Annotated in this window: 20 protein-coding genes; 5 read left to right on the plus strand and 15 right to left on the minus strand. The window is 60.6% G+C overall.

Annotated elements, in window-relative coordinates; translation table 11 throughout:
• Positions 1–56 precede the first annotated feature (56 nt).
• A complete protein-coding gene (leuB, locus tag H5P28_RS19090) occupies positions 57–1,157 on the minus strand; it encodes a 3-isopropylmalate dehydrogenase (protein WP_185677288.1) in 1,101 nt (366 codons plus the stop codon).
• Positions 1,158–1,248: 91 nt separating this feature from the next.
• Here leuB and H5P28_RS19095 point away from each other — a divergent pair, with 91 nt between their 5' ends.
• From H5P28_RS19095 to H5P28_RS19105, 3 genes are all read left to right on the plus strand, one after another.
• Positions 1,249–1,875 (plus strand): MBL fold metallo-hydrolase, encoded by a 627-nt coding sequence (locus tag H5P28_RS19095; protein WP_185677289.1) that lies wholly within the window; start codon positions 1,249–1,251, stop codon positions 1,873–1,875.
• A 218-nt stretch (positions 1,876–2,093) separates the two neighbouring features.
• The gene (locus tag H5P28_RS19100) at positions 2,094–3,035 is read left to right on the plus strand and encodes a glycoside hydrolase family 130 protein (RefSeq protein ID WP_185677290.1); all 942 of its coding nucleotides are present in this window, start codon (positions 2,094–2,096) and stop codon (positions 3,033–3,035) included.
• A gap of 104 nt (positions 3,036–3,139) precedes the next feature.
• The gene (locus H5P28_RS19105; protein WP_185677291.1) at positions 3,140–4,171 is read left to right on the plus strand and encodes a LacI family DNA-binding transcriptional regulator; all 1,032 of its coding nucleotides are present in this window, start codon (positions 3,140–3,142) and stop codon (positions 4,169–4,171) included.
• A gap of 76 nt (positions 4,172–4,247) precedes the next feature.
• On the opposite strand, the gene H5P28_RS19110 is transcribed toward H5P28_RS19105, so the two are convergent.
• The 5 genes from H5P28_RS19110 to H5P28_RS19130 all read right to left on the minus strand — a co-directional run bounded on the left by H5P28_RS19110 (position 4,248) and on the right by H5P28_RS19130 (position 10,713).
• Complete coding sequence (locus H5P28_RS19110; RefSeq protein WP_185677292.1) at positions 4,248–4,919, minus strand: type II secretion system protein; 672 nt, start codon at positions 4,917–4,919, stop codon at positions 4,248–4,250.
• Positions 4,920–4,977: 58 nt separating this feature from the next.
• Positions 4,978–7,752, minus strand: coding sequence for an FG-GAP-like repeat-containing protein (locus H5P28_RS19115; RefSeq protein ID WP_185677293.1), 2,775 nt, complete (start codon positions 7,750–7,752; stop codon positions 4,978–4,980).
• A 459-nt stretch (positions 7,753–8,211) separates the two neighbouring features.
• Positions 8,212–9,018 carry a LamG domain-containing protein gene (locus H5P28_RS19120; RefSeq protein WP_185677294.1) on the minus strand — a complete coding sequence of 269 codons (807 nt, stop codon included), beginning with the start codon at positions 9,016–9,018 and terminating at the stop codon, positions 8,212–8,214.
• Positions 9,019–9,418: 400 nt separating this feature from the next.
• Positions 9,419–10,450, minus strand: a complete 1,032-nt coding sequence (locus H5P28_RS19125) for a LacI family DNA-binding transcriptional regulator (protein ID WP_185677295.1) — start codon at positions 10,448–10,450, stop codon at positions 9,419–9,421.
• A 77-nt stretch (positions 10,451–10,527) separates the two neighbouring features.
• Positions 10,528–10,713 (minus strand): hypothetical protein, encoded by a 186-nt coding sequence (locus tag H5P28_RS19130; RefSeq protein WP_185677296.1) that lies wholly within the window; start codon positions 10,711–10,713, stop codon positions 10,528–10,530.
• On the opposite strand from H5P28_RS19130, the gene H5P28_RS19135 reads away from it, so the two are divergent.
• Positions 10,712–12,130 (plus strand): DUF3748 domain-containing protein, encoded by a 1,419-nt coding sequence (locus H5P28_RS19135; RefSeq protein WP_221773490.1) that lies wholly within the window; start codon positions 10,712–10,714, stop codon positions 12,128–12,130. The two genes, H5P28_RS19130 and H5P28_RS19135, sit on opposite strands and share 2 nt — an antisense overlap.
• A gap of 407 nt (positions 12,131–12,537) precedes the next feature.
• Here the strand turns inward: H5P28_RS19135 and H5P28_RS19140 are convergent, their stop codons facing one another.
• Together H5P28_RS19140 and H5P28_RS19145 are read right to left on the minus strand one after the other, a co-directional pair.
• Complete coding sequence (locus tag H5P28_RS19140; protein ID WP_185677297.1) at positions 12,538–13,458, minus strand: dihydrodipicolinate synthase family protein; 921 nt, start codon at positions 13,456–13,458, stop codon at positions 12,538–12,540.
• Positions 13,459–13,816: 358 nt separating this feature from the next.
• Positions 13,817–15,388 carry a sodium:solute symporter family transporter gene (locus tag H5P28_RS19145; protein ID WP_185677298.1) on the minus strand — a complete coding sequence of 524 codons (1,572 nt, stop codon included), beginning with the start codon at positions 15,386–15,388 and terminating at the stop codon, positions 13,817–13,819.
• A 524-nt stretch (positions 15,389–15,912) separates the two neighbouring features.
• Here H5P28_RS19145 and uvrB point away from each other — a divergent pair.
• On the plus strand, positions 15,913–17,940 hold the full coding sequence (gene uvrB, locus H5P28_RS19150) for an excinuclease ABC subunit UvrB (protein WP_185677299.1): 2,028 nt from the start codon (positions 15,913–15,915) through the stop codon (positions 17,938–17,940).
• Positions 17,941–18,430: 490 nt separating this feature from the next.
• Here uvrB and H5P28_RS19155 read toward each other — a convergent pair whose 3' ends face one another.
• From H5P28_RS19155 to H5P28_RS19185, 7 genes are all read right to left on the minus strand, one after another.
• Positions 18,431–18,700: a CopG family ribbon-helix-helix protein gene (locus tag H5P28_RS19155; protein WP_185677300.1), complete on the minus strand. Its 270-nt coding sequence runs from the start codon at positions 18,698–18,700 to the stop codon at positions 18,431–18,433.
• A gap of 110 nt (positions 18,701–18,810) precedes the next feature.
• Positions 18,811–19,686 carry a succinate--CoA ligase subunit alpha gene (gene sucD / locus H5P28_RS19160; RefSeq protein ID WP_185677301.1) on the minus strand — a complete coding sequence of 292 codons (876 nt, stop codon included), beginning with the start codon at positions 19,684–19,686 and terminating at the stop codon, positions 18,811–18,813.
• A 49-nt stretch (positions 19,687–19,735) separates the two neighbouring features.
• Positions 19,736–20,923, minus strand: coding sequence for an ADP-forming succinate--CoA ligase subunit beta (gene sucC, locus H5P28_RS19165; protein ID WP_185677302.1), 1,188 nt, complete (start codon positions 20,921–20,923; stop codon positions 19,736–19,738).
• 87 nt (positions 20,924–21,010) lie between these two features.
• A complete protein-coding gene (rph, locus tag H5P28_RS19170) occupies positions 21,011–21,742 on the minus strand; it encodes a ribonuclease PH (protein ID WP_185677303.1) in 732 nt (243 codons plus the stop codon).
• Between the two features lie 122 nt (positions 21,743–21,864).
• Complete coding sequence (locus tag H5P28_RS19175) at positions 21,865–22,248, minus strand: GxxExxY protein (RefSeq protein ID WP_185677304.1); 384 nt, start codon at positions 22,246–22,248, stop codon at positions 21,865–21,867.
• Between the two features lie 42 nt (positions 22,249–22,290).
• Positions 22,291–24,333, minus strand: coding sequence for a (E)-4-hydroxy-3-methylbut-2-enyl-diphosphate synthase (gene ispG / locus H5P28_RS19180; RefSeq protein WP_185677305.1), 2,043 nt, complete (start codon positions 24,331–24,333; stop codon positions 22,291–22,293).
• 96 nt (positions 24,334–24,429) lie between these two features.
• Positions 24,430–26,271, minus strand: a complete 1,842-nt coding sequence (locus tag H5P28_RS19185) for a site-2 protease family protein (RefSeq protein ID WP_185677306.1) — start codon at positions 26,269–26,271, stop codon at positions 24,430–24,432.
• Positions 26,272–26,458: the final 187 nt, after the last annotated feature.

Below are 26,458 nucleotides of genomic sequence, written 5' to 3' on the forward strand. Positions count from 1 at the left end.
CTTAATTCTTTTCTTCTCTGTGTTCTCTGTGCCCTCTGTGGTTAAAAAATTATGAACTATAAACGTTCGATAATAGCGTCGGCCATGACGGTGGTGCCGACCGGGCTTTTGCCGAAGGCGATGTCGCCGGTGCGGACGCCGTCCTCGACGGCCTTGCGGATGGCGGCGGAGAGGCGGTCGGCGATGGCGTCGAGGCCGAAGCTGTAGCGCAGCATCATGGCGGCGGAGAGGACCTGGGCGCAGGGGTTGGCGATGCCCTTGCCAGCGATGTCGGGGGCGGTGCCGCCGGCCGGTTCGTAGAGGCCGTAGGGCAGGCCTTGCGAATTGTTATCCGTGCCGAGGCTGGCGGAGGACATCATGCCGAGCGAGCCGCAGATGATGGCCATCTCGTCGCTGAGAATGTCGCCGAACATGTTCTCAGTGAAAATGACGTCGAACTGGTTCGGGTCGCGCACGAGCTGCTGGGCGGCGTTGTCCACGTAGAGGTGGCTCAGTTCGAGGTCCGGATGGTTCTTCTTAAAATACTCGACCACGGTCTTGCGCCACAGGACGGAGGTTTCGAGGACGTTGGCCTTGTCCACCGAGCAGACGCGGCCGCTGCGGGCCTTGGCGGTGACGGCGGCGACTTCGGCGATGCGCTCGATCTCGCTGACCTTGTAAACCATCGTGTCCACAGCCTGCACGTCGCCGTCTTCGAGGGTGACGGTCTGCTTGGGCTGGCCGAAGTAGATGCCGCCGGTCAACTCGCGGATGCAGACGATGTCGATCCCCTCGGGGATGCTGTCCGGGCGCAGCGGGGAGGCGTCCACCAGTTCCTTGAACAGGAGGCCGGGCCGGATGTTGGCGAAAAGGTTAAAGGCTTTGCGGATGGGCAGGAGGGCGGCGCGCTCGGGCTGCTCCTTGGGCGGGAGGTTCTCCCACTTGGGGCCGCCGACGGAGCCGAAGAGGATGGCGTCGGCGTTGCGGCAGACTTCCAGCGTGCTCTCGGGCAGGGCGGTGCCGTGGTTGTCGATGGCGATCCCGCCGACGTCGGCGTGGGTGAAGTCCAGGGCGATGCCCTCGGGTTTGGTGGCAGCTTCGAGCACCGCGAGGGTGGCGTCCATCACTTCGGGCCCGATTCCATCGCCGGGCAGTACGGCAAACTTGAGTGTCTTCATGGCAAAGCGGCCCAGTAAAACCGAGACGGGCGCGAATGAAAAGCGTTTTTCCTTTCCTCGGGGCGGTTGTGGGCGTTCAATTGAGACCGATATGCAAATCCGGTCCTTTGAACTGCCGCCCATCGGAACCAACGCCATCCTGATCGACAACGGCTCACACGCCGTGCTTTTCGACGCCCCGGCCACCGCTTGGCAGACGGTGCTGCCGATCCTGGAGGCCGAAAAGCTCACGCTCGACGCGCTCGTGTTAACCCACGGGCACTGGGACCACATGATCGACACGGCAACTTTCAAGGGTGCGGGCATCCCGGTCTGGGCGCACGAGGCCGACCGCGAGTGGATCGAGGACCCGATGCGTCAGGCCGCGTTTCTGCCGCCGGGCTACGAAATCCCGCCCGCCAAGGTGGATCGCTTTCTCGCTGCCGGGGAAAAGGTGCAACTGCTTGGCCAGGACGCGGAAATTCGCCACGTGCCCGGCCATTCCCCCGGCAACATCGCCATTTATTTCCCGGAAGAGGAGTGCTGCGTGGTCGGGGATGCGATTTTCGCCGGCAGCGTGGGGCGTCCCGACCTGCCGGGTGGCGACTGGCCGACGCTGGAGCATTCGATCAAGACCCAGCTTTACACCCTGCCGGACGCGACGATTCTCTACCCCGGCCACGGCCCCATCACCAGTGTGGGCCAGGAAAAAAAGACCAACCCGTACGTGCGCGGTTGATTGCGCGGCTGACCGGCGCGCGGGGTGATCCGGGCGTCATTGTGTCGGGAATACCCGGCTGTTGTTTAACCTGTTAAGCAAGGGCTGCGTGGCCTTTGGCTTTCTCCTGTGCGATACCGGGAGGATGAGGTTTTTCCGTTGAAGAGGGGATGCCGCCGGGCGCGGCTCCTCCGCCGTTCTGGCAGCGGTAAACCTGAAAACCCTTACCTCATCCAGCCATGATCAGAGCCAAGAAAAGCCTCGTGCGGCGCTACGCCGCGAACCCCATCCTCACGGCGGCGGACTTCCCCGGCGACATTGTGTCGGTTTTCAACGCCGGGGCAGTCAAGCAGGACGGACGCTACCTCCTCGTCTGCCGTTGCGAAGACTCGTGCTTCGGGCGCTACATGTGGGTCGCCGAGAGCGAGGACGGCATCCGCTTCACCCCGCGTCCGGAACCGTTGGCGGTGCCATCGGACGACCCGGTTTTCAACCAGTACGTGGACGCGACCAAGTCGTACTGGGATCCCCGCGTGACCGAGATCGACGGCCAATACTACATCACGCATGCCGCTGACGTGACCAACGGAAAAACCTGCCAACTGGGTTTGTTCAAGATCGACCGGGACTTCCGCCGCCTCGAATGGATGGGCCTGATCAGCGAGCCGGATAACCGCAACGGCGTTCTCTTTCCCGAGAAAATCAACGGGCTGTATTGGAGGCTCGACCGCCCGAACGATAACTCGTTCGACATCTGGGCCAGCGCCTCGCCCGACCTGGAATTCTGGGGGCACTACCGCCGGGTCTTGGCCAAGGAAACCCTCGGCTGGGGCGAGAAAAAAATCGGCCCCGGCTCGGTGCCGATCAAGACGGACAAGGGCTGGCTATGCATCATGCACGGCGTGCGGCGTCAGGTGAATGACGAGGTTTACAGCCTCGGCGTCATGCTGCTCGACCTGGCCGAACCCTGGAAGCTCATCGGCCAGAGCAAGCGCGCGATCCTCGCGCCCGAACTGCCCTTCGAGTTCCAGGGGCAGAGCCCGAACGTCGTGTTTACCAACGGCTCGATTGCCGAGGACGACGGCACAGTGAAGATTTACTACGGCGCGGCGGACCAGGTGCTTTGCCTGGCGGAGAGCACGGTCGGGGAGTTGCTAGGCGCCTGCCTTGACGGGGAATAACCGTTGGGGAAAAGCGCGGGCCTGCGGTTTCATTTGGAGCCAAAGCAGGCTCGCGTTTTTTTTGCCTGTTTTCATGCTGGGGGACGGTTTGTTTTCGAGCACTTATGTCCGGCCCCGCTGATAGAACCCCGTCCCTGCAGGACATTGCTGACAAGCTTGGTGTGACCAAGGCGACGGTCTCGATGGCGCTGCGCAACCACCCGCGAATCAGCCTCAAGACGAGGGAGGCCGTCAAGCAGACCGCCGCTGAGCTGGGCTACCGGATAAACCCCCTCGTGGCCGCCTGCATGACGCAGATGCGCACCCGCCGCGAGCCGGGGGGCGAAACGACGCTGGCTTTTCTCCACGACCACCGGCAGGAGGATATCGTTCGCGGCTCGCTGCCTGCCTCCTATGCTTTTCGCGGGGCCGTCGAGCGCGGCCAGCCGCTGGGCTACCGGGTGGAGCCCTTTGCCATCAATTCCCCCGGCATGACACATCGGCGGCTGAGCGACATCCTCACCCACCGGGGCATTCGCGGCGTCATTGTCTCGCTGTTGCAGGAGTCAAAAGTCGTCGATCTGGCCTGGGACCATTTCGCCGGGGTGAGCATCGGCTATACGCTCCACCCCGCCGTGCTGGACCGTATTTGCCATGACCATTTTACCGCCTGCCTCTCGACTCTAGAACGCCTGACCCGGCTCGGCTACGGGCGTATCGGCCTGGCGCTGCGGGGGATCGACCACCGGCGTTCGGTGCATTTCTGGGCGGCAGCCTACCTGAGTTTTTTCCGCGAGAACCACAAACGTCCGCTGCCCATCCTGATCGTCGAAGGGGAGGACCGGGCGGCGCTGGCCCGCTGGCTGCGCGAGGCTCGCCCCGATGTCGTCCTCAGCGGTAATTCCTTCATCCCCGGCTGGGCGCGGGAAGACCAGTTGGCCGACGCGGAGACCGATTTCGTGAACCTCTCCTGGGAGCCGGGGCACGCGGAGCTGGCGGGCGTCTCGCACACATTTTCTGAGATGGGGGCCGGCGCGGTCGAGAGCGTGACCGCCGCGCTCCAACTCAACCAGACGGGCCTGCCCCTGAAGCCGAAAACCACCCTCATCCCCGGCGAATGGATCGACGGCCCGTCACTCCGGCACGCCTGCGACTGACCCGCAGTGCCGTTGCCGCCTGCCGGTTGACACAAAAAAGCGGGCACCATATGGCGGCCGTATTTCTCTCGCCGTGCTACTTTCCCAGCCAGAATGCGCGGCCTTCATCCGATGACCTCTCGGTCGGAGTCGTTTTAGGGTCGCGTGCGGAGACATTGCCATCGGCAAAGAGGATGTATACATTGTTATCGAAAACGGGCTGCACTTCGTTGGCGTAACGTGCTTCATAGACAGCCGCATTAAAGGCGTTTCCGTTCCATATCCCGTGCATGACCAGTGCGAGTTTTTCGGGCTGGATAATCTCCTGAAACGACTGGACTCCCAGCGGGGTGAAATTTCCGTCGGATTGGGGTTTGCCAATGCGCCCGTTCATCCCGAAAGAGTAGGCGTCCTTGAATCCGAATTGCTCGCGCTGCGCATCGCATCCCAGGGTCTTTTCGTCCTCAATCGGGCCTGCCAGGTAGCCGTTCTCGATCAGCCGGTAGCCAATCGTTGCCCTCATGCCAGTGTGGCCGGGATAAACTTCGTAGGCGGGCAGGATCGCACCGTTGTTCTCTGTCGCGTAGAGCTGGAGAAAAACGAACCAGTTGCGCAGGCGGCTGGTTGTCTTTGTGCTCTGTGCCGAGTTGGTGATTCCGCCGACTGCAGCGAATATAATCGCTCCGAGTATGGATATCACCGCAATGGAGACCAGAAGCTCCAGAAGTGAAAATCCGGCTAGTTTCTTTCGTTCAAGGGTAGTTCTCATAACGCGCAACAAGGGGTGGTTTTCTGCGGGTAGGCAACTTGCGTCAGGATGGCGCTGGTCATGGGATTAATTCCTCACGCTCAAAGCGGTAGATGCGTCCATCTTCGGCGCCGATCAGCAACGCGGAGGGAATGGCTCCGCCCTCTGCAAACAACGGCCACATGGCGGTGATGTGCGTGCCAAAGTTCAGGCGTTTGCCATCCAGATGCAACGGGCGAGGACGGGCGAGCCGAGGGCTTTGTTCGCTGCCTTCATTGCGGAAGACGAACGGCATGCTGTTTGCCTCGACCGCTTCGTCACTGAAGAAAATGTTATTGATCCGGTTGGTTCCGAAAAGCAGGTCGCGCCGCCCGTCGCCGTCCCAGTCAACCCAGCAGAACTTTCCTCGCCCCCATGCTCCGACTGGGCCGCATGTCAGCACTGTCTCTCCGTCTGTATAGTGAATTTTCTCCACGGACTCGATGCTCAACTTTCCGGTGGCGACCGGTGTTGCCAAGGCCAGGTCTCCCTCGCCGTCAATCACCAGCAGACCTGGGCGGCCTTCGCGTGCCATCGGGTCATCCCCAGAGACAAAAGCGGGACGCTGTCGCCACGGAAGGTTGAGCTTTTTACCCCCGGCATCGGTGAAAGGACGCGCAGGAAGCAGATCGAAGGGGTTTTGAGGATTGCGCTCCCAGTACAGCAAGTCCCCGTTGATGTCGCTTGTTATGAGGTCCAGGCGTCCCTGCCCGCTCCAGTCGCATACCAGCGGATTCACGTACCCCCAGCGGGCTTCGTTTGGTCCCTGTAAAGAACCGTGATAACCGGCCTGTATGTGTATTCTCTCGCCCTGGCTGGTCAGGTATTTCGGCTCGCCGAAGACCTCCGGGTCCGCCGTGCCGGGCCAGCACATGAGCGAGCCCGAAGCGTCCCCGGCGATAATGTCCTCGTACCCGTCGCCGTCCCAATCGGCCACGGTCGGCACGATCAGGGTCTGCATGGCGAGCGGCCCTCCGCGCGTGACGACCGGAAGTTCCACGAACTGGCCGACCGTACTGCCTTTCAGGACGGATACTGAACCGGGATTCCCTGATACAACAATTTCTTCCTCTCCGTCGCCATCGATGTCCCCGATGGCCAGCGCCTCGATGATGTAGGTGTTTTGTATGGGGGCGTCATCAGCCATTAAGGGGATGGCTTCCTCGCACCTGAGTGCGTCGTCTTCCTCACGTAGGGGTAGGGCGAGGAGCTTGTCCAAGTCGCCGGTGATGATGAGATAGGACTGGCCATCCCGGTTAATCACCCCGGCGTTGGAATAAAAGTAGGTTTTCCATTGCACGATAAAATCTTCGTCTCCGAAGTATATCGGCTTCATTGGACCGAAGCTGAGCGTCTCGTCTGCCGAGAGTCCGCCCTTTGCCCAGTAATAGGTGTCGATATTCTCCCCTCCCAGCCATTTTCCATTGACCGAGTAGCCGCGTCCGGGGCCGCTGTTGGGCAATGGGCGGTTGACCCAGAAATGGTCCGGCGCGTCCGGGTAGTAGGAGCCAACCGAGCGGGTCTTCACCAGAATCAGGTCGGGAACCTCATCTGCGTCCACCCGGCCCACATAGCTGAGGCGCGCGCCGGGGTAGGCTTGCGAGAACGTTTTGCCGTTGCACAGGAGGGCTTCGGCGAATTCGAAGTCCTTTCCCTCTTCACCGCTTAGGCGCAGGCGGAGCAGATCCGTTTTATTGGTCAGGGGGTTAACGCCGAGCAGGATCAGACCGGGTTCCACGCCTTCGGTGTCCAATCCGAAAAACGGGGGGTTGCTGCCCGGTTGTCGGTGGGGCAGGAGAGGACGGAAGTCTCCGTTGCCGACATCGAACACCGCCTGCCCTTGAAAAGTATCCTCACGGTTTCCTTCTGGGGCATGGTCAAAAACGATCCGTGACGCGCCGAAGGTGCGCCCCTGTGTCATCATCCGCGGCAAACCTCCTTTGCCGTCTGGTATCAACGCCGTCCTCACCAGGTGGCCGGCGGCGAGCGGCAGGCGGGTGTCGTCGGCCACTCGCAGGCGGCGCTGCGCGTACTCTTCTGCCGCAACGTCGGGGACGGCAGAGCGCCCGGTGGCCGCCGTGTCCAGCAGCCTGTCCATCCTTGTGGCAGAGTCGGCGCCGGCCAGTGCCGAGATCGAATTCTGGTCCAGGCTTCCGTCATAAAAGGCGAGCGCGCCCATCCTCCCCCGCAGAGCCCGGTGCCGGAAGCTACCAATCTGCAGGCGGTCAATGCGATGGCGGAAACGCGCTTTGCCGCCGGAGGTCGCTCCGTCGGGTACGCCGTTCTGGAAGAGGCGGAGATTGTCCGAGCTGTCGGCCATTGCGGTTACATTGACCCATGTGCGCAAAGGCAGTTCGCGCTCCCCGGTCAGGGAGGAGAAGCCCGACACCATCCGATGGGCGATTCGCAGTCGCTTGTTGTAAATGGAGAAAAAGACCAGGGCGTTTTCGCCGTCTGACAAGGTGGCAATCGTTGCCGGGCTGACGCTGCTGAAACCGTCTTTACCTTCGTCGATGAAGCGATCGAGATATATCCAGGCTGAGAGCGTATAGCCGCCCCCGTCGAGACTCCCTTGCAGGGGGATGGTTTGCGCGGAGGCGTCGGCGTCAAATGAAGGGGCGTTTCCCCACTCGCCCGCGCCATCGGCGACAAAACGACCGAGCAGCGTTACGGGCTCCGTCGCGTCGGCCTTGAATGCGGTCGGTAGCAGCATGGCCGCGATGCCGACAAGCGTGCTGTGAACCAGGCAGGCGATCCGCGCTTTTGCGAGGCGTATGTTCCTGGGGGACGGGTAGTGGGGGCGGTGATAAGGCATTTTCAGGCAGCTATGTGAGAATCAAGTTATCCGGAAGGACTCTGCTCCACGGTATTATTTGGCGGTGGAAAAACCAGGTATCCTCTCCTGTCGCAGACTGTGCGCAGGGGGGGGCGGGCGGTACAGGGACTTGAAGCGTTGTTGGTCTTTCAGTGACAAATGTTGGCGGTAAGGCCTTCGCGTCTGCTGGCATTCCATATCGCTTCGACTCTATTAGTACATGCGGGAATGAGTTTTGTGTCAATTTGTTTCTGAAATTAAATTAAATTAATTCATTTGTTTTTTCAGGGTGTATTGGGAACTCGAGGCTGGCCGGCGCGAACATGCTCTCGCTTCGTTATTTGAAGGCGGCACCTGGGGCTTTCGGTGTTGGGTTCGAGAGACGGCGAGGCCGCCGCCTGTTGCCTGGCGGCGGCCTGAGGACAGCCGTTGATGATGTTACAATGCCAACAGGGCGCGTCAGTTCTTGTGGCGACGCAAGTAGCAGGCGAGTGTGAGCAGGAGGCCAAATGCTCCCAGTCCCAGTTGGGAGGGCTCGGGAATATTAATCAGTAACTGGTCGGGCGATAGTGCCACATCGCTGATGCGGACCTCGCTGATGGCGCCGTCGAGGCCGCGCCGATAGGCGCTGCTCGTGCGGGATGCGCCGATCGTGAGGGTCGGAGAGGTCAGCGAGGGCGTATCCGGGGAATTGGAGGAGGTTACCACATCGTTATTGATGTACAGGCTGATCAGTCCGTCGCTGTCACGCGTAACGCCTACATAATACCAGGCATCCGTCTCCAGTGCCATATTGTGGGTGACGGACTTGGTTTTTGTGGTCCCTCCGTCATCGTAGGTGTAGAAAAAATCGACTGTGGTTAAACTTTCGTCGTTGACTGTTGTCGTGAGCACACGAAGCCCGTAGTTGATTAAGCCGACGGAACCGTCGTAGTTGATAAGCTCCAGGATGGAATACGGGGTGTTCGTCGTATATCCTGATGCCGGGAGGGTGGCGAGGTTGATAAAGGCCTCAATTGTGAATGTGTCAAGGACCAAGGCTGACGCGTTTGCAGTAGATGCCAGCGTCAATGCGTTGTAGTTCGGGCTGCCATCGGTGCGGAATTGTAGGTACGTATCTCCTTGCTCAGTAACCCAGGCTGGATCGGCATAACCCGTTTGGCTGGTTCCAAGCTGGAGGGTCATGTCGGCGGCGGTGCCCGTACTGGCCAGATTTTGTCCGCTGCCTTCATTGAATGTCCAATAGGCGGTTGTTTCTGAGCGCAAGACTCCTTGGCTGATGCAAAGGAGGGGGAGCGCAAGCAATATTGTCATCTTCTTTTTCATACTCAGATATATGGGGGTTGGGAGTCGCCGTCAGATCGGCTATGGTATGGTACTTTTCAAAAATGAGAGAAATAGTCAATCTTATTTCACGAAACAAAATGACTATTTGTTGGCTTTATTTGTTGTTATGCCTCAATCTCTCAGCGGTGATGGAGAATGGTTGCGTCGTCATTGAAGATGAATGGAGCTCAGTTTCTTTCCGCCTCAATGTGATGTCAGTGTCAATGCCGCCTGCCCGCCAGGCCGGCTCCTGCGGGTACGGCAAGGCTATCGACTCTCGCGAGGGTGGGGCGAGTCGGGGAGTTTTTGGTTGGCATGGCCTCCTGGCCGGAGTGCCTGCTCAGTCGCCCAGGATCAACTGCGGAGCGACCGAAATCTTGATCGGGCGCGCCTTGGCGCCGGGGTCTTCCATCTGGCGCATGATCTCTTCGACCGCGCACTGGGCGACCAGGTGGGTATCGACCTGTATGCGGGCCGGTCGCGGCTGGAGTGAGGCGATCAGCGGGCGGTTCTGCTCGCAGCAGATGACTTCCATGTCTTTGCCGGGGCGCAGTCCGCAGGCTTCAAGGGCGCGGTAGATCAGCCCGACAAACATTCCGACGGGCACAAAGGCGCCTGTCGGCCTGGGCTTCATCGCTTTCAGGCGTTGGACTTGCTTGAGGACATCCTCGTAGAGGGCTTCCCAGTCAACATCATCTCCGCCGGGCAGGCGGGTGGGCTCCGAGCGGAAATACTCGACTGTGGCCCCGGCCCGCGAGGCGGCGAAGGCGAAGAACTCCCCGCGCGTGCCGTGGACGGGGTGGCTGTCGGGGATCTTGAAATAGGCCAGGTGTCGGTGGCCGCGCTCGATCAGGTAATCGCCCGCCATGCGGCCGATGTCCTCGTTCCCGGCCAGGGTGAACCCGCTCTGCCCCTCGTGGTGGGAGCTCAGCCACAGGGAGGGCATCCCCTCCAGCATGGAGCGCAGGCGCGAAGGGTAATCGGCCCCGGCCAGCAGGACGGCGTCCACCTTTCCGGCCAGCACGGCGCGGGGCAGGACGGCTTCCTCGTCGATGGTCCCGAAGATCATATCGATGCGCTTGCTCCTGAGGATGCTTTCCACGGCGAGGATCGTCCGGTACAGGTCGGCGGAATTGGTGTGCAGGCCGTCCGGGGAGACGATCAGCACGGCGATCGTCCGGTTTTTGTTGGAGCTGTTGTCCAGCCCGCGCATGCGCGGCATGGCGCCGAGTTCGTCCAGGGCTTCCTGCACACGCTTGCGTTTGTCTTCGGACACCCCGGTTGAGCCGTGGAGGATGCGGGAAACAGTCGCAGGGGAAACACCGGCTTTTTTCGCGACCATTGAAACTGAAACCGAACGCTTTTTATCCATGTCGTAGTGCTGCTGGAGGTGGTGGCCCGTTTGTCATTTCACTCGCAGGCGGGGGTTGCGCATGGGGTAAGGTGCTCTTATCCGGCAGGATGTGCAATGCGTATCCGTCTGAAGGACCGTTGAAATGTTGGGTAATATTGGCTGGCGGTGAATGACTCTTGAGCTTGAACTATATTTGATGTTTTACCTTGTCCTCCTGAAACAACAACTTTTTTTTCATTCAGGCCGTTCACGTTTTCTTTCCTTGTCCCCTTGTCTGCCATGTCTCATCGTCCCATGCTTTCGCTGATATTTGTGCTGTGTTCCGGTGTTGTGATTTCTCCGGTTGTCTTTGCTTTTCATGCCTCGCCGGAGTCAGGGGATGGGGCGACCTCATTTCCGGTTGAGACGCAATTGACCGCGGGGCCTGAGGGACACCGCATCAGCAACAGCAATGTCTGGTCTCCTGACAGCCAGTGGATTGTTTACGACGGGCGCACGGGAGAGGACTTTAACGGCAGTGACATCCGGCGGGTTAATATCGAGACATCGGGGGTACAGACCCTCTATAGTTCGCCCGAAGGCAGCCATTGCGGAGCCTCTTTCTATCACCCGCGTGCGGATTATGTGACTTTTATTCTCAGCCCGAAGGGGCCGGACCCGGAGTGGACCTACGCTGCCAGTCGGCGCCGCGGGGGGCTGGTCGATGTACGTTCGCCGGGGGAGTGCCGGAGTCTCGATGCGATGGACTATAGTGCTCCGTTCACGCCCGGGGCGTTGCGGGGTGGCTCTCATGTGCATGTTTTCAGTGGCGACGGCCAGCTTGTCAGCTTCACGTATGAGGATGAAATCCTGCGGCAACTGGACGGCCGCGAGGGGGCTCCACCGTCACAGCGGAATATCGGCGTGCTCTTCCCCGCCGGGCCGGTTGAAGTCTCGCCGGATCATCCCCACAATAGCGACGGTGATTATTTCAGTGTGCAAATCAGTGAGACCGTGGCTGCCCCTGTTCCCGGCAGTGACGAGATCAGCCGTGCCTGCGAAAATGGCTGGGTCGGCACGGGGGGATACCTGAAGCCCGACGGTACGCGGCAAGCTTACGCCGTGGCGTTCAAGGGGCTGGTCACGGCTCCCGATGGCACCCGGCATTATGAGGTTTTCATTACGGATATACCGGAGGGGCTGGTTCCGGAGGCCCGGCCGGGCACACCGCTGGAGGGCACGCTCACGCAGCCGCCGTCGCCGCCCCGTGGGATTGGCCAGCGTCGGTTGACTTTCACGGCGGGGCGCGAATACCCCGGGCTTCAGGGGCCTCGGCACTGGCTGCTAAGTTCGCCCGATGGTTCGCAGATTGCTTTCCTGATGAAAGACCAGGATGGCCTGCCTCAGCTTTTCAGTATTTCTCCCAATGGCGGTGAGCCGCGTCAGATTTCCGAATCGCCCTTTGGCGTGTCCTCGGCGTTCAGTTGGAGTCCGGATGGGCGCTTCATCGCCTGCGCGCGGGACAACAGTATCTTTATCACCGAAGTGGCTACGGGCGAAGACCGGCGGCTGACTGCCCGCAGCCCGGACGAAACCGCCCCGCTGCCCTATGCCTGCGTGTTTTCTCCCGACGGGCGTCATATCGCCTATGAGCGTCTCGACGCGGATGGCAACGAGCAGATCTACATCGTTTCGGTTCCGGGGGCGTCGGGCGACTGAATCCACGGGCCGGCCAGCGTGCTGCGCTTTGGCGTGTTTATAAATGACTGCCGCGAATGCTAATCGCGGTGGATGGTGGATTAACCGCAAAGGCGCAGAGGCGCAAAGAGGGTTTTTTCGCGACGGACCCGGTGCTTTCTGCGCTGGGTGGTGATGATGTTATTCAAGCATCGCGAATTGCAGGCAGTGGTTGAATGGCTAAATGGCCAATTGTTAATTGTTGGATGCGGAACGGGGAAAACAACAATTAGCCATTTTATCATTTAGCCATTCCGTCTTTCGGTGGACGGCTACGGTTTTGTTTAAACCGCTCTATGTGTACAGTGGCGTCCTCTCATAAAAACCTCTGCGTCTTTGCGCCTTTGCGGTTAAGCAAAAACCGTCATCGGTTAGGCAACGCTGCGCGATTACCGGCACATCGGCCCGTAGTGCTCTTCGTAGCACAGGGCGAGTCCGTCGAGCAGCTTTTCGCTTTCGGGGGTAAAGGGGCAGGTGATCCGTGTCTGCGTCCCGATGCGGACCCCCCGGCGTTGCAGGTGAACCTTGGCATTGCTGGGGTAGGTGTTGTTGCCGCTCATGGTTTCGACGGTGTTGAGGAAGTGCTGGATGCTCTCGGCACGGGACGGATCACGCCCCACGCAGTCGCACAGCTCCACATAAACCTCGGGGTGGAAATTTGCGCCCACGCCACAGTAGCCATTGCCGCCCCAGCGCAGGGAGTCGAGCAGGGTCGGGCTGTGTGCATTGTAGAAGCGTAGCGGTGTGCCGCGAACGGCGTCCACCTTTGCCCGGATGCTGTCGATGTTGCAGGAGGTGTCCTTGTGGAAAAAGAAGCGCCCGGTCGCGGCAATCCGGCTCATCGCCTGCGCCGACAGCAGCCGGTGGTAGGGCGAGGGGGATTCGTAGATGCCCAGCCCGTCCCAGGGCATGGCTTCGAGGCGGTCGCATAGTTCTTCATCGCTTTGGTCCGGCTCGGCCAGGCGGGCGGCCACGAGGACGACGTAGGTGACACCAATGTCGAAGAGCATTTGTATCCGCTCTTCCAGGGAGGGCGTTTCCGCCGCCGCCATCGCATGCGGGGTGGCAGCCACGGGGATGCGGCCCTGGGTCAGGCGTACCGTCTGCCGGTTGATCTCCAGGGCTTCGTCGAAGCTGAGGTACTCGGTTTCACTCGACCAGCAGGTGGACAGCAGGCCGTGCACGCCGTGGCCGACATAGAAATCGACCAGGCTGGCCAGTCCGTCAAAATCGACGCTGAGGTCGGACTTAAACGGAGTTAACATTGCCGGCCAGACGCCGCGTTCGATCGTGCTCAGGTCAAGGTTCATGGGAAAAGCGGGAGTGGGGAGTGTGGGTTGTGAAGTCCTCGCGTTCGTGCTCTCGGCGACAGGTGCGTGCCTGTGGCTTGGTCGAGGCGTGAACGTCGTTCTTGAAATTAAAATGATAATTCTGAAATAAAAATCAAATAAATAATGAAACTACTTTTGATAGTTGCTGGAAATAAACGAATGAATAGTTTGTTTCTCATTTATTAATAGTGGGTAATGGATGAATTTATATTTGGATCTTGCATGTCTCACGTGGTGGGTGAGCGTGGCAAGCTCCCCGCGACGATGCGTTCGCATCGAAAGTTCAGGCTAAAGTACTGGCCGAGTTGGACTTGCCGCGAGCTTGGGACTCGCCGCCCTAGTCGAGCGCTTTTCCGTCCTGATCCCAGACCGTGAGGTTGGTCAGGTCCGCCGGGGCGGGCTTGATCCACAACGACAGCACCACCGCGATGCCGAGGGCCATGCAGTTGCCGATGACCGACACGTAGTAGGCGGGGATGCGGATGGCCAGGTGATCCGGAATGGCTCCCGCGTTGCTGAGCATGACCCAGCTAGCAAACGCCAGGGCGCAAAGCACCCCCGTCCAGATGGACGCGGTCCCGATCCGGCGGGTGAACATCCCCGCGACGAAAAAGGAGGGGATGCCGATGGTGATGACGACACCGACGGACAGCATGAGGTCGGCCAGCGTCATGGTGTCCATCGTGTGGACGAGCTGGGCCCCCAGGAACATGAGGAGCGCCGCCACTACGGAGAGGATTTTTCCCAGGATCAGACCCCGGCGTTCGCTCATGCCGGGGTTGAGGTACTTTTTGTACAGGTCGTTGACACCCACCATGCTGCCGACGTTGATCGACGAGCTGAGCGTGGACATGGCGGCGGCGAAGGCGGCTGAAATCACCAGCCCTACGATCCCTACAGGCAGGTAGTTCATGATGAAATACGGGACGATGACCTCCGCCTTTTCCGTGCCGTTGAGGGCGGCCTCGGCCACAGCCGACTTATGGTAAAGGAAGAATACGAACAGGCAGATGCCCAGGAACTGGAAAGAGGCCCAGATTGGGATGCAGCCCAGTCCGAGCACGTACATCGACTTGCGCGCATCCTTCGCCGTCCGCGCTGTGCACCAGCGCTGGACTGTGGACTGGTCGAACTGGAGGTTCAGGTATTGAAAGAGTCCGACCAGAAAAACCATCAGGACGGTCTTTTCCCCGAAGCCGCCGAACCACGCCGTAGGGGCGAGTTCCTTTGTGACCGGGTCGAGATCCCAGAAGGAAAATTTGTGGTGCGCGATGCCGTCACTGAACACGGTGGCCAGCCCGTCGGGAATGCCCATCACCGCCACGACAATGCACGCGATACCGCCACCGGCCAGGATCACCGCCTGCACCGCGTCGGTCCAGATCACAGCGCGGATCCCGCCTTTGACCGTGTACACGCCGGTTACGATGATGACCAGGATCAACGACCAACTGAAGCCCCAGCCTGTGATTTCCCCGACCAGCAGCGACAGCAAGTAGGCGATCATGCTGGTGCGCACGACCTGGGTGACGATGAAGACGACCGAGGCGTAGGCGGATACTGAATTATGGAAGCGCAGGGCCAGGTATTGGTAGGCGGAGGTCAGGGTGCCCCGGCGGAAGAAGGGAATGAGTAGCCAGGCCGCCAAGAGGGCGATGACCGGGAAGGCGAAGTTCGGGATGAAGCGGAACCAGGCCGTTTTAAAAGCGTCGGCGGGCGTCGCCATGAACGTGACCGAGCTGATGACCGAGCCGATGAAGCTCACCCCGACCAACAGGCCGGAGAAGGACTTGCCCGCCAGGAAGTATTGGCTGGCCGACGTGTTCTTGCGCCCCACGTACAGGCCAATCGCGATTTGACTGGCGAAAAACAGCACGAGTACGGCGACATCGATCAGGGATAGTTTCATAAGGGCAAGGCGGTTACCGGGCACTGGGCTCCGACAGGCTGGTCAAGGCACTCCGAAGCTTGTTTGCGCGACTAACTTGGGAAAGAAGCTCTGGGCTTTGTGTATGGGAGGTTGTTCTTGTTCAGGCTGCATGCTTGATTTGTTTTTTCAATAAATTTCTGAAATTATAGTATTTATTTCTTAATGCGTACTTTTAGATGTAGCTTCATTGTTTTGAAGATGCCTGGCGGGAAGCTAAAAGTGCTCAAAAAAAGAGCCACACCCGATCGGGTGTGACACCCCTGAAAAGACGGCTGGATGTTTCGTGGCTCAGCGCCGAGACCGGGGGGAGGGTTTCGACGATTGGCTAGCCAGTGCCGCTTGTTGACGAGCCCGGAGAGAACCGCTCCGTCGATTCCGAAACGGGAGCGGGAGCTTTTCGTTATCCGGAGCTTACGCTTTTAGGCTGACATCGTTGGAACTGGCACCGAGGCGTTTGCACAGCCGGAGCTTGCGGTTTGGGGGGAGTTGGGCAAGGCTGGGGCGTGCGTTTTGAACTGGCAGCCGAGTACAAGCCGATGGGGGACCAGCCCGCGGCTATCGACAAACTCGTGGACTCGATCCAGGCGGGCAACCGCTACCAGACCCTGCTCGGTGTGACCGGCTCGGGGAAGACCTTTACCGTGGCCAACGTGGTCGAGCGCGTGCAGCGGCCGACCTTGCTCATTTCGCACAACAAGACGCTCGCGGCTCAGCTTTATTCGGAACTGAAAAACTTTTTTCCCAACAACGCGGTCGAGTATTTCGTCAGCTACTACGACTATTACCAGCCCGAGGCTTACGTTCCGCAGACCGACACGTACATCGAAAAGGACTCGTCCATCAACGAGGAGATCGAGCGCCTGCGTATCGCCGCGACCAGTTCGCTCATCAGTCGCCGGGACGTGATCGTGGTGGCGAGTGTCTCGTGCATTTACGGCCTGGGCTCGCCGGAGGACTTCGAGGAGATGATGATCCCGATCCGCGTGGGCGAGGAACTGGGGCGCGATCACTTTCTGGAGCGGCTGGTGGAAAACCTCTACACGCGCAACGATGTCGTCCTCTCACGGGGGAACTTCCGCGTACGCGGCGAGGTGGTGGACGTTTTCCCCGCCTACATGGAGAGTGCGATCCGGATCGAGTTCTGGGGCGATGAGGTAGAGTCGATTCAGGCGCTTGACCCCCTGACCGGCAACACCGGCGAGCGCATGGAGCACTTCCAGCTCTACCCCGCGAACCAGTACATCACCCCGCGTCGCAAGCTCGAAACCGCCGTCAAGGCCATCCGCGAGGAGCTCGACGGGCGCGTGCACGAACTGGAGAAAAACCAGCGGCTGGTCGAGGCGCAGCGCCTGCGCATGCGCACCGAGTATGATATCGAGCTGCTACAGGAGATGGGCTTTTGCAGCGGGATCGAGAACTACTCACGCCACCTCAGCGGGCGCAACCCTGGCGACCGGCCCTGGTGCCTGATCGACTTTTTCCCGAAAGATTTTCTGCTCGTGATCGACGAGAGCCATGCGACCTGGCCGCAGATCGGGGCCATGTACAAGGGCGACCGTTCGCGCAAGGAGCGGCTGGTCGAGTACGGCTTTCGGCTGCCCTCCGCGCTGGACAACCGCCCCTTGCAGGCGAACGAGTTTCAGGATGTGGTGGGACAGACGATTTTTGTGTCGGCCACTCCGGCGGCCTACGAGCTGCAAAACTCCAGTGTGATCGCCGAGCAGGTTATCCGCCCGACCGGCTTGCTCGACCCGGTGATGGAGATCCGCCCGATCAAGGGCCAGGTCGAAGACCTCATCGGCGAGGTCAAAAACGTGACCGAGCGCGGCGAGCGCGTGCTCGTGACCACCCTGACCAAGCGCATGTCCGAGGACCTTACGACGTACTTGCGCGAGTCTGGCATCCGCGTGGAGTACCTGCACTCGGATATCGACGCCATCGAGCGGGTCGAGATTTTACGGAACCTGCGGCGGGGTGACTTCGACGTGCTGGTCGGGGTCAATCTCCTGCGCGAAGGGCTGGACTTGCCCGAGGTTTCGCTAGTGGCGATCCTCGACGCGGACAAGGAAGGCTTCCTGCGCAGCGAGACGAGCCTTATCCAGACCGCCGGGCGTGCCGCCCGCCACGAGAAGGGCCGGGTCATTCTCTACGCCGATGTGATGAACGACTCCCTGCGCCGGACGCTGGAGGTCACCGAGAAGCGCCGCGAGCGCCAGGCGGCTTACAACGCTGAGCACGGGATCACCCCGCGCTCGGTCAAGCGCGGCTTGCAGGCCAGTCTGCACGTGCCGGGCGCAACAGATGAGCCCGACATGGTCAACGTGGCCGAGGCGGGTGGCGACGAGGATGTGGCCGTTGTCCTGGCCGAACTGGAAACCGAAATGCTGGAGGCGGCGGCGAACCTGGAGTTCGAGCGGGCCGCTATCTTGCGCGACCAGATCGACGCACTCAAGAGCGGCGAAGCCAAAAGCGGTTTTTCCGGCCGCAGGAAATCGGCTTCGCGTAAAAAGAAAGGCACCGGGCGTCGCTGATGCCGCTGCGTGAGGACCCTCTCGCGCTCTCCCCAAAGAACTTTTGAGCCGGAACTTCGTTCCTTCGCAGGAATGGGGGGAGCCTTTAAATCCGGAGAGAATCGCTATCCCAGTGATGAGCACGGACCATTCAGTGGGTCCGTTTGCAGATCTCGGTGCCTTTGTGCCTCCGTGTGAGTTTCTTTTATATTCCCTCTTTTTTATCGAGCCGGGAGTTCGGTGGTAGGTATAAAAAAACAGGCGGACAGTAAACTGTCCGCCTGTTTGCTTGGTAAGATTAATAACGCTTAGCTTAGCGGATAAAATCGGTCAATGAAAGGCGCAGATGACCGGTTGCTAATTCCAAATCCCCAATTATTGCCTTAATGGCACCATCGCGCACGCAAACGATGGCCCACTTAGTAACTCGTGCCCTTGCGGGCTTTGGTGATTGTGCAACCTGATGCAAGATAACCGGTTGCCGGGTTTTTAAAACTCGCCGAGACGAGTGCTATTTTTTACGGGCGGTTTTGAACGCCGCTGCCGGTTCGCTGGCAACTACGCCGTCCGCGAGCCTTTCGAGATGAGTCGCAATGTAATTGGAACGATTGCGATTCTCCTCTTCCGCGAGCTTGTCGATACGCTCAACCAAGTTCTGCGGTAGGCTGATGGAGATTTGGGTTTTTCCGGGCGCACGCCCGTGGTTTTGTTTTCTTTGTGCCATATGCAGTGTGCTTATTGATAAACCTTTCTCTTTTACACTGGCAGAAATGATTTTCAACAAAAATATCATTCATGCCATATGTGGTAAGATACGGGTTATCTCGATATATTCCGCTGTCTATTTAACTACCCCCTCCACTGGGAGGAGGCAGTACGGTTAGTTTATAACTAACCTTTGTAGATTTCAAGTAAGGTATCAGCGATTTCCGACGGTGTCGGTGCGACGGCGATACCCGCGTCTTTGAGAGCGGCGATTTTCGTTTCCGCCGAGCCACTGCTGCCGGAGACGATGGCTCCCGCGTGGCCCATGCGGCGTCCGGGGGGAGCAGTCGTGCCCGCGATAAAGGCTGCGACGGGTTTTTTTACATTGGCCTTGATGTAGGCGGCGGCTTCTTCTTCGGCACTGCCGCCGATTTCTCCGATAAGAATGATGGCCTCGGTGGCCGGGTCTTCATTGAAGAGCTTGACCGCGTCGAGGTGGCTGGTGCCGTTGACCGGGTCCCCGCCGATACCGATGCAGGTGCTCTGGCCGTGACCGCGCACGGTGAGTTGGTACATCGCCTCGTAGGTCAGGGTGCCGGAGCGGCTGACCACGCCAACCTTGCCGGGCTGGGCGATGTAGCCAGGCATGATGCCGATGTTGCACTGGCCGGGGGTCATGATGCCGGGGCAGTTCGGGCCGATGAGGCGCGTCTTGCTCTTGCGCAAGGCGTCCTTGACGATGGTCATGTCGCGCACCGGGATGCCCTCGGTGATGCAGATGACGGTCTCGATCCCGGCGTCAATCGCCTCCAGGATGGAGTCGGCGGCGAAGGGCGGCGGCACGAAAATAACGGAGGTGTTGGCGCCTTCCTTTTCGACGGCGTCCCTGACCGTGTTGAAGATGGGGAGCTTGTCCTCCCATTTGGTTCCGCCCTTGCCCGGTGTGACGGCGGCCACGTAGTTGGTGCCGTAGGCGATGTTGTTGAGGGCGTGCAGGGTGCCGGCCTTGCCGGTGATGCCCTGTCCGACGACTCTGGTGTCTTTTCCGACGAGTACGCTCATTGTAACGAAAGTTTGATAATGAAGGATTGGGTGATTGCCGGAGGGCGGCTTACTTCTGGATCAGCTCGACGATCTTTTTGGCCGCGTCGGCCAGGGAATCGGCCGAGGTCAGTTTGAGGCCGCTTTCGTCGAGCAGCTTCTTGCCTTCCTTGACTTCGTTGCCTTCGAGGCGGACGACCAGCGGGACATTCAGCTCGACGTTCTTGGCCGCGCCGATGATGCCCAGGGCGATCGTCTTGCAGCTCATGATACCGCCGAAAATGTTGACCAGGATGCCTTCGACATTCGGGTCGCTGAGGATGATGCGGAAGGCTTCGGTCACCTGCTGCTCGTTGGCACCGCCACCCACGTCGAGGAAGTTGGCCGGGTTGCCGCCGAAGTGCTTGATGATGTCCATCGTGGCCATGGCCAGGCCCGCGCCGTTGACGAGGCAGGCGATGTTGCCGTCCAGCGCGATGTAGCTGAGGCCGGACTTGGAGGCTTCGATTTCCTTGGGGTCTTCTTCGCCGAGGTCGCGCAGGGCGACGATTTCGGGGTGGCGATAGAGGGCGTTGCTGTCGAAGTTGACCTTGGCGTCGAGCGCGACGATGTCGCCTTCGGGGGTGGTGATGAGCGGGTTGATTTCAACCAGCGCGCAATCCTTGGCCCAGAAAAGGTCGTAGAGGCCGGTCAGGAGCTTGTCCATCTGCTTGAGCTGCTCCTTGGTGGTCAGCCCCAGGGCGAAGGCTACGGCGCGCTTGTGGAAGGGGTGAAGTCCGCCGGCGGGATCGACGTGGATACGGGCGATCTTCTCGGGGGTCTCGGCGGCGACCTTCTCAATGTCCATGCCGCCCTCGGTCGAGGCGATGAAGACCGGCTGCGAATTCTCGCGGTCGAGCAGGATGGCCAGGTAGTACTCCTTGGCGATCGCGCTGGCTTCGGTGAAGTACACGGTTTTGACCTCGCGGCCCTTGGGGCCGGTCTGGTGGGTGACGAGGGTGTTGCCGAGCATGGCCTTGCCGGCATCGAGCGCGGCCTCCTTGCTGTCCACGACCTTGACGCCGCCCTTGTACCCGTCGGTAAAGGTGCCTTTGCCGCGGCCACCGGCATGGATCTGTGACTTCACGACGATTTTCTCGCCGGAGATGCTGTCAACAGCCGCTTGGAATTGTTCTACATTTTGAACTGCCTTACCTGCCGGCACCGGGATGCCGAACTCCGTAAACAGTTCCTTGGCCTGATATTCATGAATGTTCATGTTGTGTGCTGTGCGTTTATCACAATGACGGGGGATTGGCCCGGCATGGCAACCAATTTTTTGCGATTGCAGGTATTAGAAGCACTCTTAACCGAGTACTTCAGCTTGTCTGGCCGTAATCTGCGCGACGGCATGCTTCCCCATGTCCAGCAGACGGGCCAATTGCTCGGACGAGAAGGTGGCTTCTTCGCCCGTGCCCTGTACTTCTACGTACTGGCCGCCGCCGGTCATGACAATATTAAAGTCAACCGAGGCTTCGCGGTCCTCGTGGTAATTCAGGTCGGCAATCTCCAGGTCGTGGAAAATCCCGACGCTGACCGCCGCCACCGAGTCGGTGAAGGGGCTCTCGGCCAGGACGCCGTCGGCCATGAGGCGGCGCACGGCGAGCTGCGAGGCGACGTAGGCTCCGGAGATGGAGGCGGTGCGGGTGCCGCCGTCGGCCTGGAGCACATCACAGTCGATCCACAGCGTGTAGCCGGGGAGCTTTTTCAGGTCCACCACGGCGCGCATGGAGCGGCCGATGAGGCGTTGGATCTCTACCGAGCGGCCGTCGAGCCGGCCCTTGGCGATGTCGCGGGCTTTGCGGTCGTGGGTAGAGTAGGGGAGCATGGAATACTCCGCCGTGATCCAGCCACCCTCGACGCCCTGTTCCCGCATCCAGCCGGGGACGCGCTTCTCCAGCGTGGCCGCGCAGATGACCCGCGTGTTGCCGAAGCAGGCCAGCACGGAGCCGGTGGCATGGGGGGCGAACCCGGGTTCAAAAGAAAGGGGGCGGAGCTCATGGGGAAGGCGTCCGTCAAGTCGCTTTTCTGTGGACATACGCCGCGCACCATTGACGGTTTACGCCCCCGGGGCAACGGGAAAGCACCGCTTCAGCATGATCTGAGGGGTGCTTTTTCACCACAGAGGCACAAAGGCACAGAGAGGTGAAGGTCTGGCGTTTACAGTGCCAACCGCTGAATACCGTCTTTGATGAGCGCAGAGTTAAAGTTAATCAACAGGCCCAGTCTGCATCTACTTAGTTTCAAGTAAGTGAGGAGTTGGGCTTTATGGACCGGAAGAAGACTCTCAGTGGCTTTAAGCTCTACGATGAGTTTGCGCTCCACCCATATATCCAATCTCAACCCGGCGTCCAAGGTGACATCATCGTAACGGATGGGAAGGCTGACTTGTGACTCGGCATGTACACCTCTTTTTCTCAGTTCATGGAGCATGCAAGCCTCGTAAACGGACTCAATAAGCCCCGGGCCCAAGGTGGTGTGAACTTTAAAGGCAGAATCAACAACCAGGCCGGAGAGATGGTTGTACTCATCTGGCGGGCCCATCTTAAGTTCTCTGCGTCTTTGCGCCTCTGCGGTGAAATAACTCTACGCTTCGACTTCTTCGGGCTCGGGTTCAACCCACTTGCCGTGGGAGCGGATGAGATCGACGAGGCGGTCGAGGGCTTCGGCCTCGGGGATGCCGACTTCGACGCATTCCTTGCCCACGTAGAGGTTGATCTTGGCCGGAGCGCCGCCGACGTAGCCGAAGTCCGCGTCCGCCATTTCGCCGGGGCCGTTGACGATGCAGCCCATGACGGCGATGGTCACGCCCTTGAGGTGGCCGGTGCGGGCCTTGATCCGGCCCGTGACTTCCTGCAGGTCAAAGAGCGTGCGCCCGCAACTCGGGCAGGCCACGTACTCGGTCTTGACCGTGCGCATGCGCGCGCCTTGGAGGATGTTGTAGGCCAGGGCGGTGCAGCGGGCGAGGTCGTCCACCGTGTCGATGCTGAGCAGGTCGCCGAAGCCGTCCGCGAAGGCCGGGCCGGTGTACATGGCGGCTTCCAGCAACTGGCGTCCGAAGCCCTCCTGGTGCAGGATCTCGAAATCCCCGCGCATGCGCAGCCACAGCGGGCCGCGGAGGTTTTTCTTTAAAAGCACGTCGCCGAGAGCGCGGATCGCGCCGACGGGGTGGGTGCTGGCGTCGGGGGCGGAAAGGGTGTGGACGACGTTCTCCTGCCCGGCGAGGGTGTCGTTGAGGGCGGAGACGGTGGCGGCGTCGGCATCGACGGCCAGCAGCAGCCCGTGGGACTGCGTGAGGGAAAGGAAGCTTTTCAGCGACTCGGTGTCACCGGCTCCGAAGCGCTTGACGAGCATCCAGCCGCAGCGGTCGTTCCAGTCGAAGGCGTCGAGCGCGGCGGTGGTGACGCCTTCGCCGATCTCGGCCACGAGGGTCTTGATCGCCGGGGCGAGGGTCTTTTGCAGGCTCAGCAGGTGGATCAGGTCGGTGTCCTGCTTGACCTGTACCAGCAAGCCCTCGATGCGGGCGTCCTTGAGCACCTTGTGGGCGGCGAGCACGTCCTTGGTGATCTGGGCGTGTTCGGAAAGCGGGCGGTGGCTCGGGGCGATGACGCGCGGCGGCTCCAGTGCGTTGATCGGGCAGTCCTCGCCGAAGCTCAGGTTGACGACTTCGCGGCGGCGGTACTCGTAGGGGTTGACCGCCTCGGGCTCGCGCTCGGGGGCGGGCAGGTTTTTGGAATTTTCCCAGAGGGCGTGGGCGCGGTCGGCCAGGTCGCGAGCGACGGGGACTTCGTACCACGGGTCTTCGGTCAGGGAGACGCGGATGGTGTCCCCGAGGCCGTCGTAAAGCAGCGCGCCGATGCCGATGGCGCTCTTGATACGGGCGTCTTCGCCGTCCCCGGCCTCGGTCACGCCGAGGTGGAGCGGGTAGTTGAACCCGGCCTCGTCCATGCGGGCCGTGGCCAGGCGGTAGGCCTCTATCATGACCTTGGTGTTGCTGGCCTTCATCGAGACGATGATGTCGCGGAAATTATGGTCGTCGGCGATGCGCATGAACTCCAGGGCGCTCTCGACCATGCCCAGCGGGGAGTCCCCGTAGCGGTTCATGATGCGGTCGGAGAGGGAGCCGTGGTTGGTGCCGATGCGCAGGGCGCGGCCCAGTTCCTTGGCCCGCTTGACCAGCGGGGAAAAAGCTTCGTGGAGGCGCTGGAGTTCGCTGTCGTATTCGGAGTCGGTGTACTCCTTGACCGCGAATTTCTTCTTGTCGGCGTAGTTGCCGGGGTTGACGCGGACTTTTTCGACGTGCTCGATGGCGACCATGGCCGCGTTGGGCAGGAAGTGGATGTCGGCCACCAGCGGGATGTTTCCAAACCCGGCGGCGGTGAAGCCCTCGCGAATGTCCTTGAGCGCCTGGGCGGCGGCCTTGTTGGGGGCGGTGATGCGGACGATCTCGCACCCGGCTTCGGCCAGGCGGATGCACTGCTTCACAGTGGCGGCCACGTCCTGGGTGAGGCTGGTCGTCATGGACTGGACCCGGATCGGGTTGTTGGCGCCCACGCCGACGGGTCCGACTTTTACCTCGGAGGTGGGACGGCGCAGAGCCTGGAAACGCGACTGACAGTAAAGCCTCATCCTTAACGCAATTAAAATGACTGCCCCCTGATAACAAGCGAAAACGCCGATTTGTCCGGTGACAATTTAACGGTGGCGGGGGAATTTAAGTAACTTTTACTCGGCGGGTTTGTCGTTCGGGAACGCAATGTCGATCTGATACTGCTGCTCGCGGAGGGCCTGTTTTTTGGCTTCGACATCGCCCACCCAGTCGAGCGAGTCGAAGAGCGTGATATACGCCATGAGCCCGAACAGCAGCACGACAAAGGCCCCGGTGGCGGCCTCGATCAGGCTGCGCGGCATGGGGCGTCCCAGCAGTTTGGAAATGGTGGCGATGGTCATGTGCCCGCCGTCGAGGACGGGGATGGGCAACAGATTGAGCAGGGCGAGGTTGACGTTGAGGATGACGGCGAAGGCCAGCGCGGCCCGGAAGCCGTCCCATTTGGTGTCAAACATGTCCGGGCTGGAAAAACGATGCACCAGCCGCCCGATGCCGATGGCACCGTTGAGGTCTTTGAAGCCGATGTCCGATCGGGGGCTGACCAGGCTGCCCAGAACGCGGCCGATCATTTTGACGCTGGCGGTGAACTGCTGGCCCGGCGTGGGGTGGGCGATGATGAAGTCGTCCTGCAGGCGGAAGCCGATCATGGCGCGGGTCACGGGGTTGACGAGCGAGGCGTCCCACTCGCCCCCGGCCTGGTAAACGTAGTCCTTGCCCTCCTGGCGGAAGCTCAGTTGCGGGTCGACCCCGGCGCTATTGAAGGCGGCGATGAGGGAGGCCAGGCTGTCCACGGGCTGGCCGTTGACGGCGGTGAGCACGTCGCCCGGTTTGAACTGCCCTTCCAGCGGGCTGGCCTCCGCGATGTCGAAAAGCACGAGCTGTCCCGGCGTGTCCGCAGAGGCCGGGTCACCGGCTTCGTCTGGTGCGTAAATCGGCATGACTTCAATGGCGGCTTCCGGCTGCCCGGCGGGGGCGAGGCGGGCCAGCGGCTTGGTCCAGGCGACCGCCTCCGGCTTGACGGTGAGCTGGGTCGGTTCGCCGTCGCGGAGGATGTCCAGGGTGACGGCTTTGCCGGGCTGGGCGTTGATGTAGTCGTTCAGGGTGACTAGGTTGTAAAGTTTCTGACCATCAACGGCTTCGATCAAGTCCCCGGACTCAAGCCCAGCGATCTGGGCGGGGGAGTCGGGCATGATGCCGCCCACACGCAGGGTCTGGGCCTGGCTGATGCCGATGATGCGAAGCTCGCGCCCGGAGCGTTCGTTATAGGTCATCAGGACCGGGAAGACCTCGACTGGCAGGATGTCGCCGTCGCGCTCAATGAGGAGCTTGGCACGGGGGTTTCCGGCGGCGTCGCGGCCCGAGCCAGTGGCGATGTACATGCTCACGTCCTGCCAGTCGTTGACAGGCTCGCCATCAATCTGGAGGATGCGGTCCCCGGGCTGGAGCCCGGCCTGCGCGGCGGGCGAGGGGACGGTGGTTTCGGCGTCGATTGCGACCTGCGTCTGGACGTAGCCGATCATATTGGTCTGAGAGGACTTGAGGATCGGCGTGCCCGCGAGCCAGACCACGGTGGCCAGCACGAGGGCCAGGATGAGGTTAAAGAATGGCCCGGCGAAGGCCACGATCATCTTGTCGGCGTAGCTGATCGGGGGAAGCTTGTCGGCGTCGTCACTGTCGCCTTCGAGGGCTTTCATGTCCGCCAACTGTGGCAGGGCGACGAAGGCCCCGAACGGAATCCAGCAAAAGCAGTACTCGACGCCATCCTTGCCGCGCCAGCCGAAGATCTTCGGTCCCAGCCCGAAAATCGAGAAACGCTCGACCTTGAGCCCGCGCCACTTGGCGGCGAGGAAGTGCCCCAGCTCGTGGATGACGATGGCGCCGTTGAAGAAAAGGATAATAAGCACCCAGCCCCACGCGTTGGTGAAGAGGGATTGCAGGAGGTTGCCGTCGCCGCTCATGGTTTTTTAATGATTACCGTGGAGATACGGAATGGCGGAACGGGAAAAAGTCAAAATACGCGGGGTGAGAGTGTTCATCGGTCTTGTTTTACAGCAGAAATCAGGCGCACGGCCAGAGACGGGCGTTTTCGGGTGCAGCTATAGTCTATCACTATAACCGGTTGGTGAGAGAAAAGTTCGCCTGCGG

Source organism: Ruficoccus amylovorans (genome assembly GCF_014230085.1).
GTDB classification, from domain to species: Bacteria; Verrucomicrobiota; Verrucomicrobiia; order Opitutales; family Cerasicoccaceae; genus Ruficoccus; species Ruficoccus amylovorans.

What these genes read in the sequence shown, in the direction of transcription:
- leuB (WP_185677288.1), bottom strand. Translation starts at nt 1,157, where the DNA reads ATGAAGACACTCAAGTTTGCCGTACTGCCCGGCGATGGAATCGGGCCC.
- H5P28_RS19095 (WP_185677289.1), top strand. Translation starts at nt 1,249, where the DNA reads ATGCAAATCCGGTCCTTTGAACTGCCGCCCATCGGAACCAACGCCATC.
- H5P28_RS19100 (WP_185677290.1), top strand. Translation starts at nt 2,094, where the DNA reads ATGATCAGAGCCAAGAAAAGCCTCGTGCGGCGCTACGCCGCGAACCCC.
- H5P28_RS19105 (WP_185677291.1), top strand. Translation starts at nt 3,140, where the DNA reads ATGTCCGGCCCCGCTGATAGAACCCCGTCCCTGCAGGACATTGCTGAC.
- H5P28_RS19110 (WP_185677292.1), bottom strand. Translation starts at nt 4,919, where the DNA reads ATGAGAACTACCCTTGAACGAAAGAAACTAGCCGGATTTTCACTTCTG.
- H5P28_RS19115 (WP_185677293.1), bottom strand. Translation starts at nt 7,752, where the DNA reads ATGCCTTATCACCGCCCCCACTACCCGTCCCCCAGGAACATACGCCTC.
- H5P28_RS19125 (WP_185677295.1), bottom strand. Translation starts at nt 10,450, where the DNA reads ATGGATAAAAAGCGTTCGGTTTCAGTTTCAATGGTCGCGAAAAAAGCC.
- H5P28_RS19135 (WP_221773490.1), top strand. Translation starts at nt 10,712, where the DNA reads ATGTCTCATCGTCCCATGCTTTCGCTGATATTTGTGCTGTGTTCCGGT.
- H5P28_RS19130 (WP_185677296.1), bottom strand. Translation starts at nt 10,713, where the DNA reads ATGGCAGACAAGGGGACAAGGAAAGAAAACGTGAACGGCCTGAATGAA.
- H5P28_RS19140 (WP_185677297.1), bottom strand. Translation starts at nt 13,458, where the DNA reads ATGAACCTTGACCTGAGCACGATCGAACGCGGCGTCTGGCCGGCAATG.
- H5P28_RS19145 (WP_185677298.1), bottom strand. Translation starts at nt 15,388, where the DNA reads ATGAAACTATCCCTGATCGATGTCGCCGTACTCGTGCTGTTTTTCGCC.
- sucD (WP_185677301.1), bottom strand. Translation starts at nt 19,686, where the DNA reads ATGAGCGTACTCGTCGGAAAAGACACCAGAGTCGTCGGACAGGGCATC.
- sucC (WP_185677302.1), bottom strand. Translation starts at nt 20,923, where the DNA reads ATGAACATTCATGAATATCAGGCCAAGGAACTGTTTACGGAGTTCGGC.
- rph (WP_185677303.1), bottom strand. Translation starts at nt 21,742, where the DNA reads ATGTCCACAGAAAAGCGACTTGACGGACGCCTTCCCCATGAGCTCCGC.
- H5P28_RS19175 (WP_185677304.1), bottom strand. Translation starts at nt 22,248, where the DNA reads ATGGGCCCGCCAGATGAGTACAACCATCTCTCCGGCCTGGTTGTTGAT.
- ispG (WP_185677305.1), bottom strand. Translation starts at nt 24,333, where the DNA reads ATGAGGCTTTACTGTCAGTCGCGTTTCCAGGCTCTGCGCCGTCCCACC.
- H5P28_RS19185 (WP_185677306.1), bottom strand. Translation starts at nt 26,271, where the DNA reads ATGAGCGGCGACGGCAACCTCCTGCAATCCCTCTTCACCAACGCGTGG.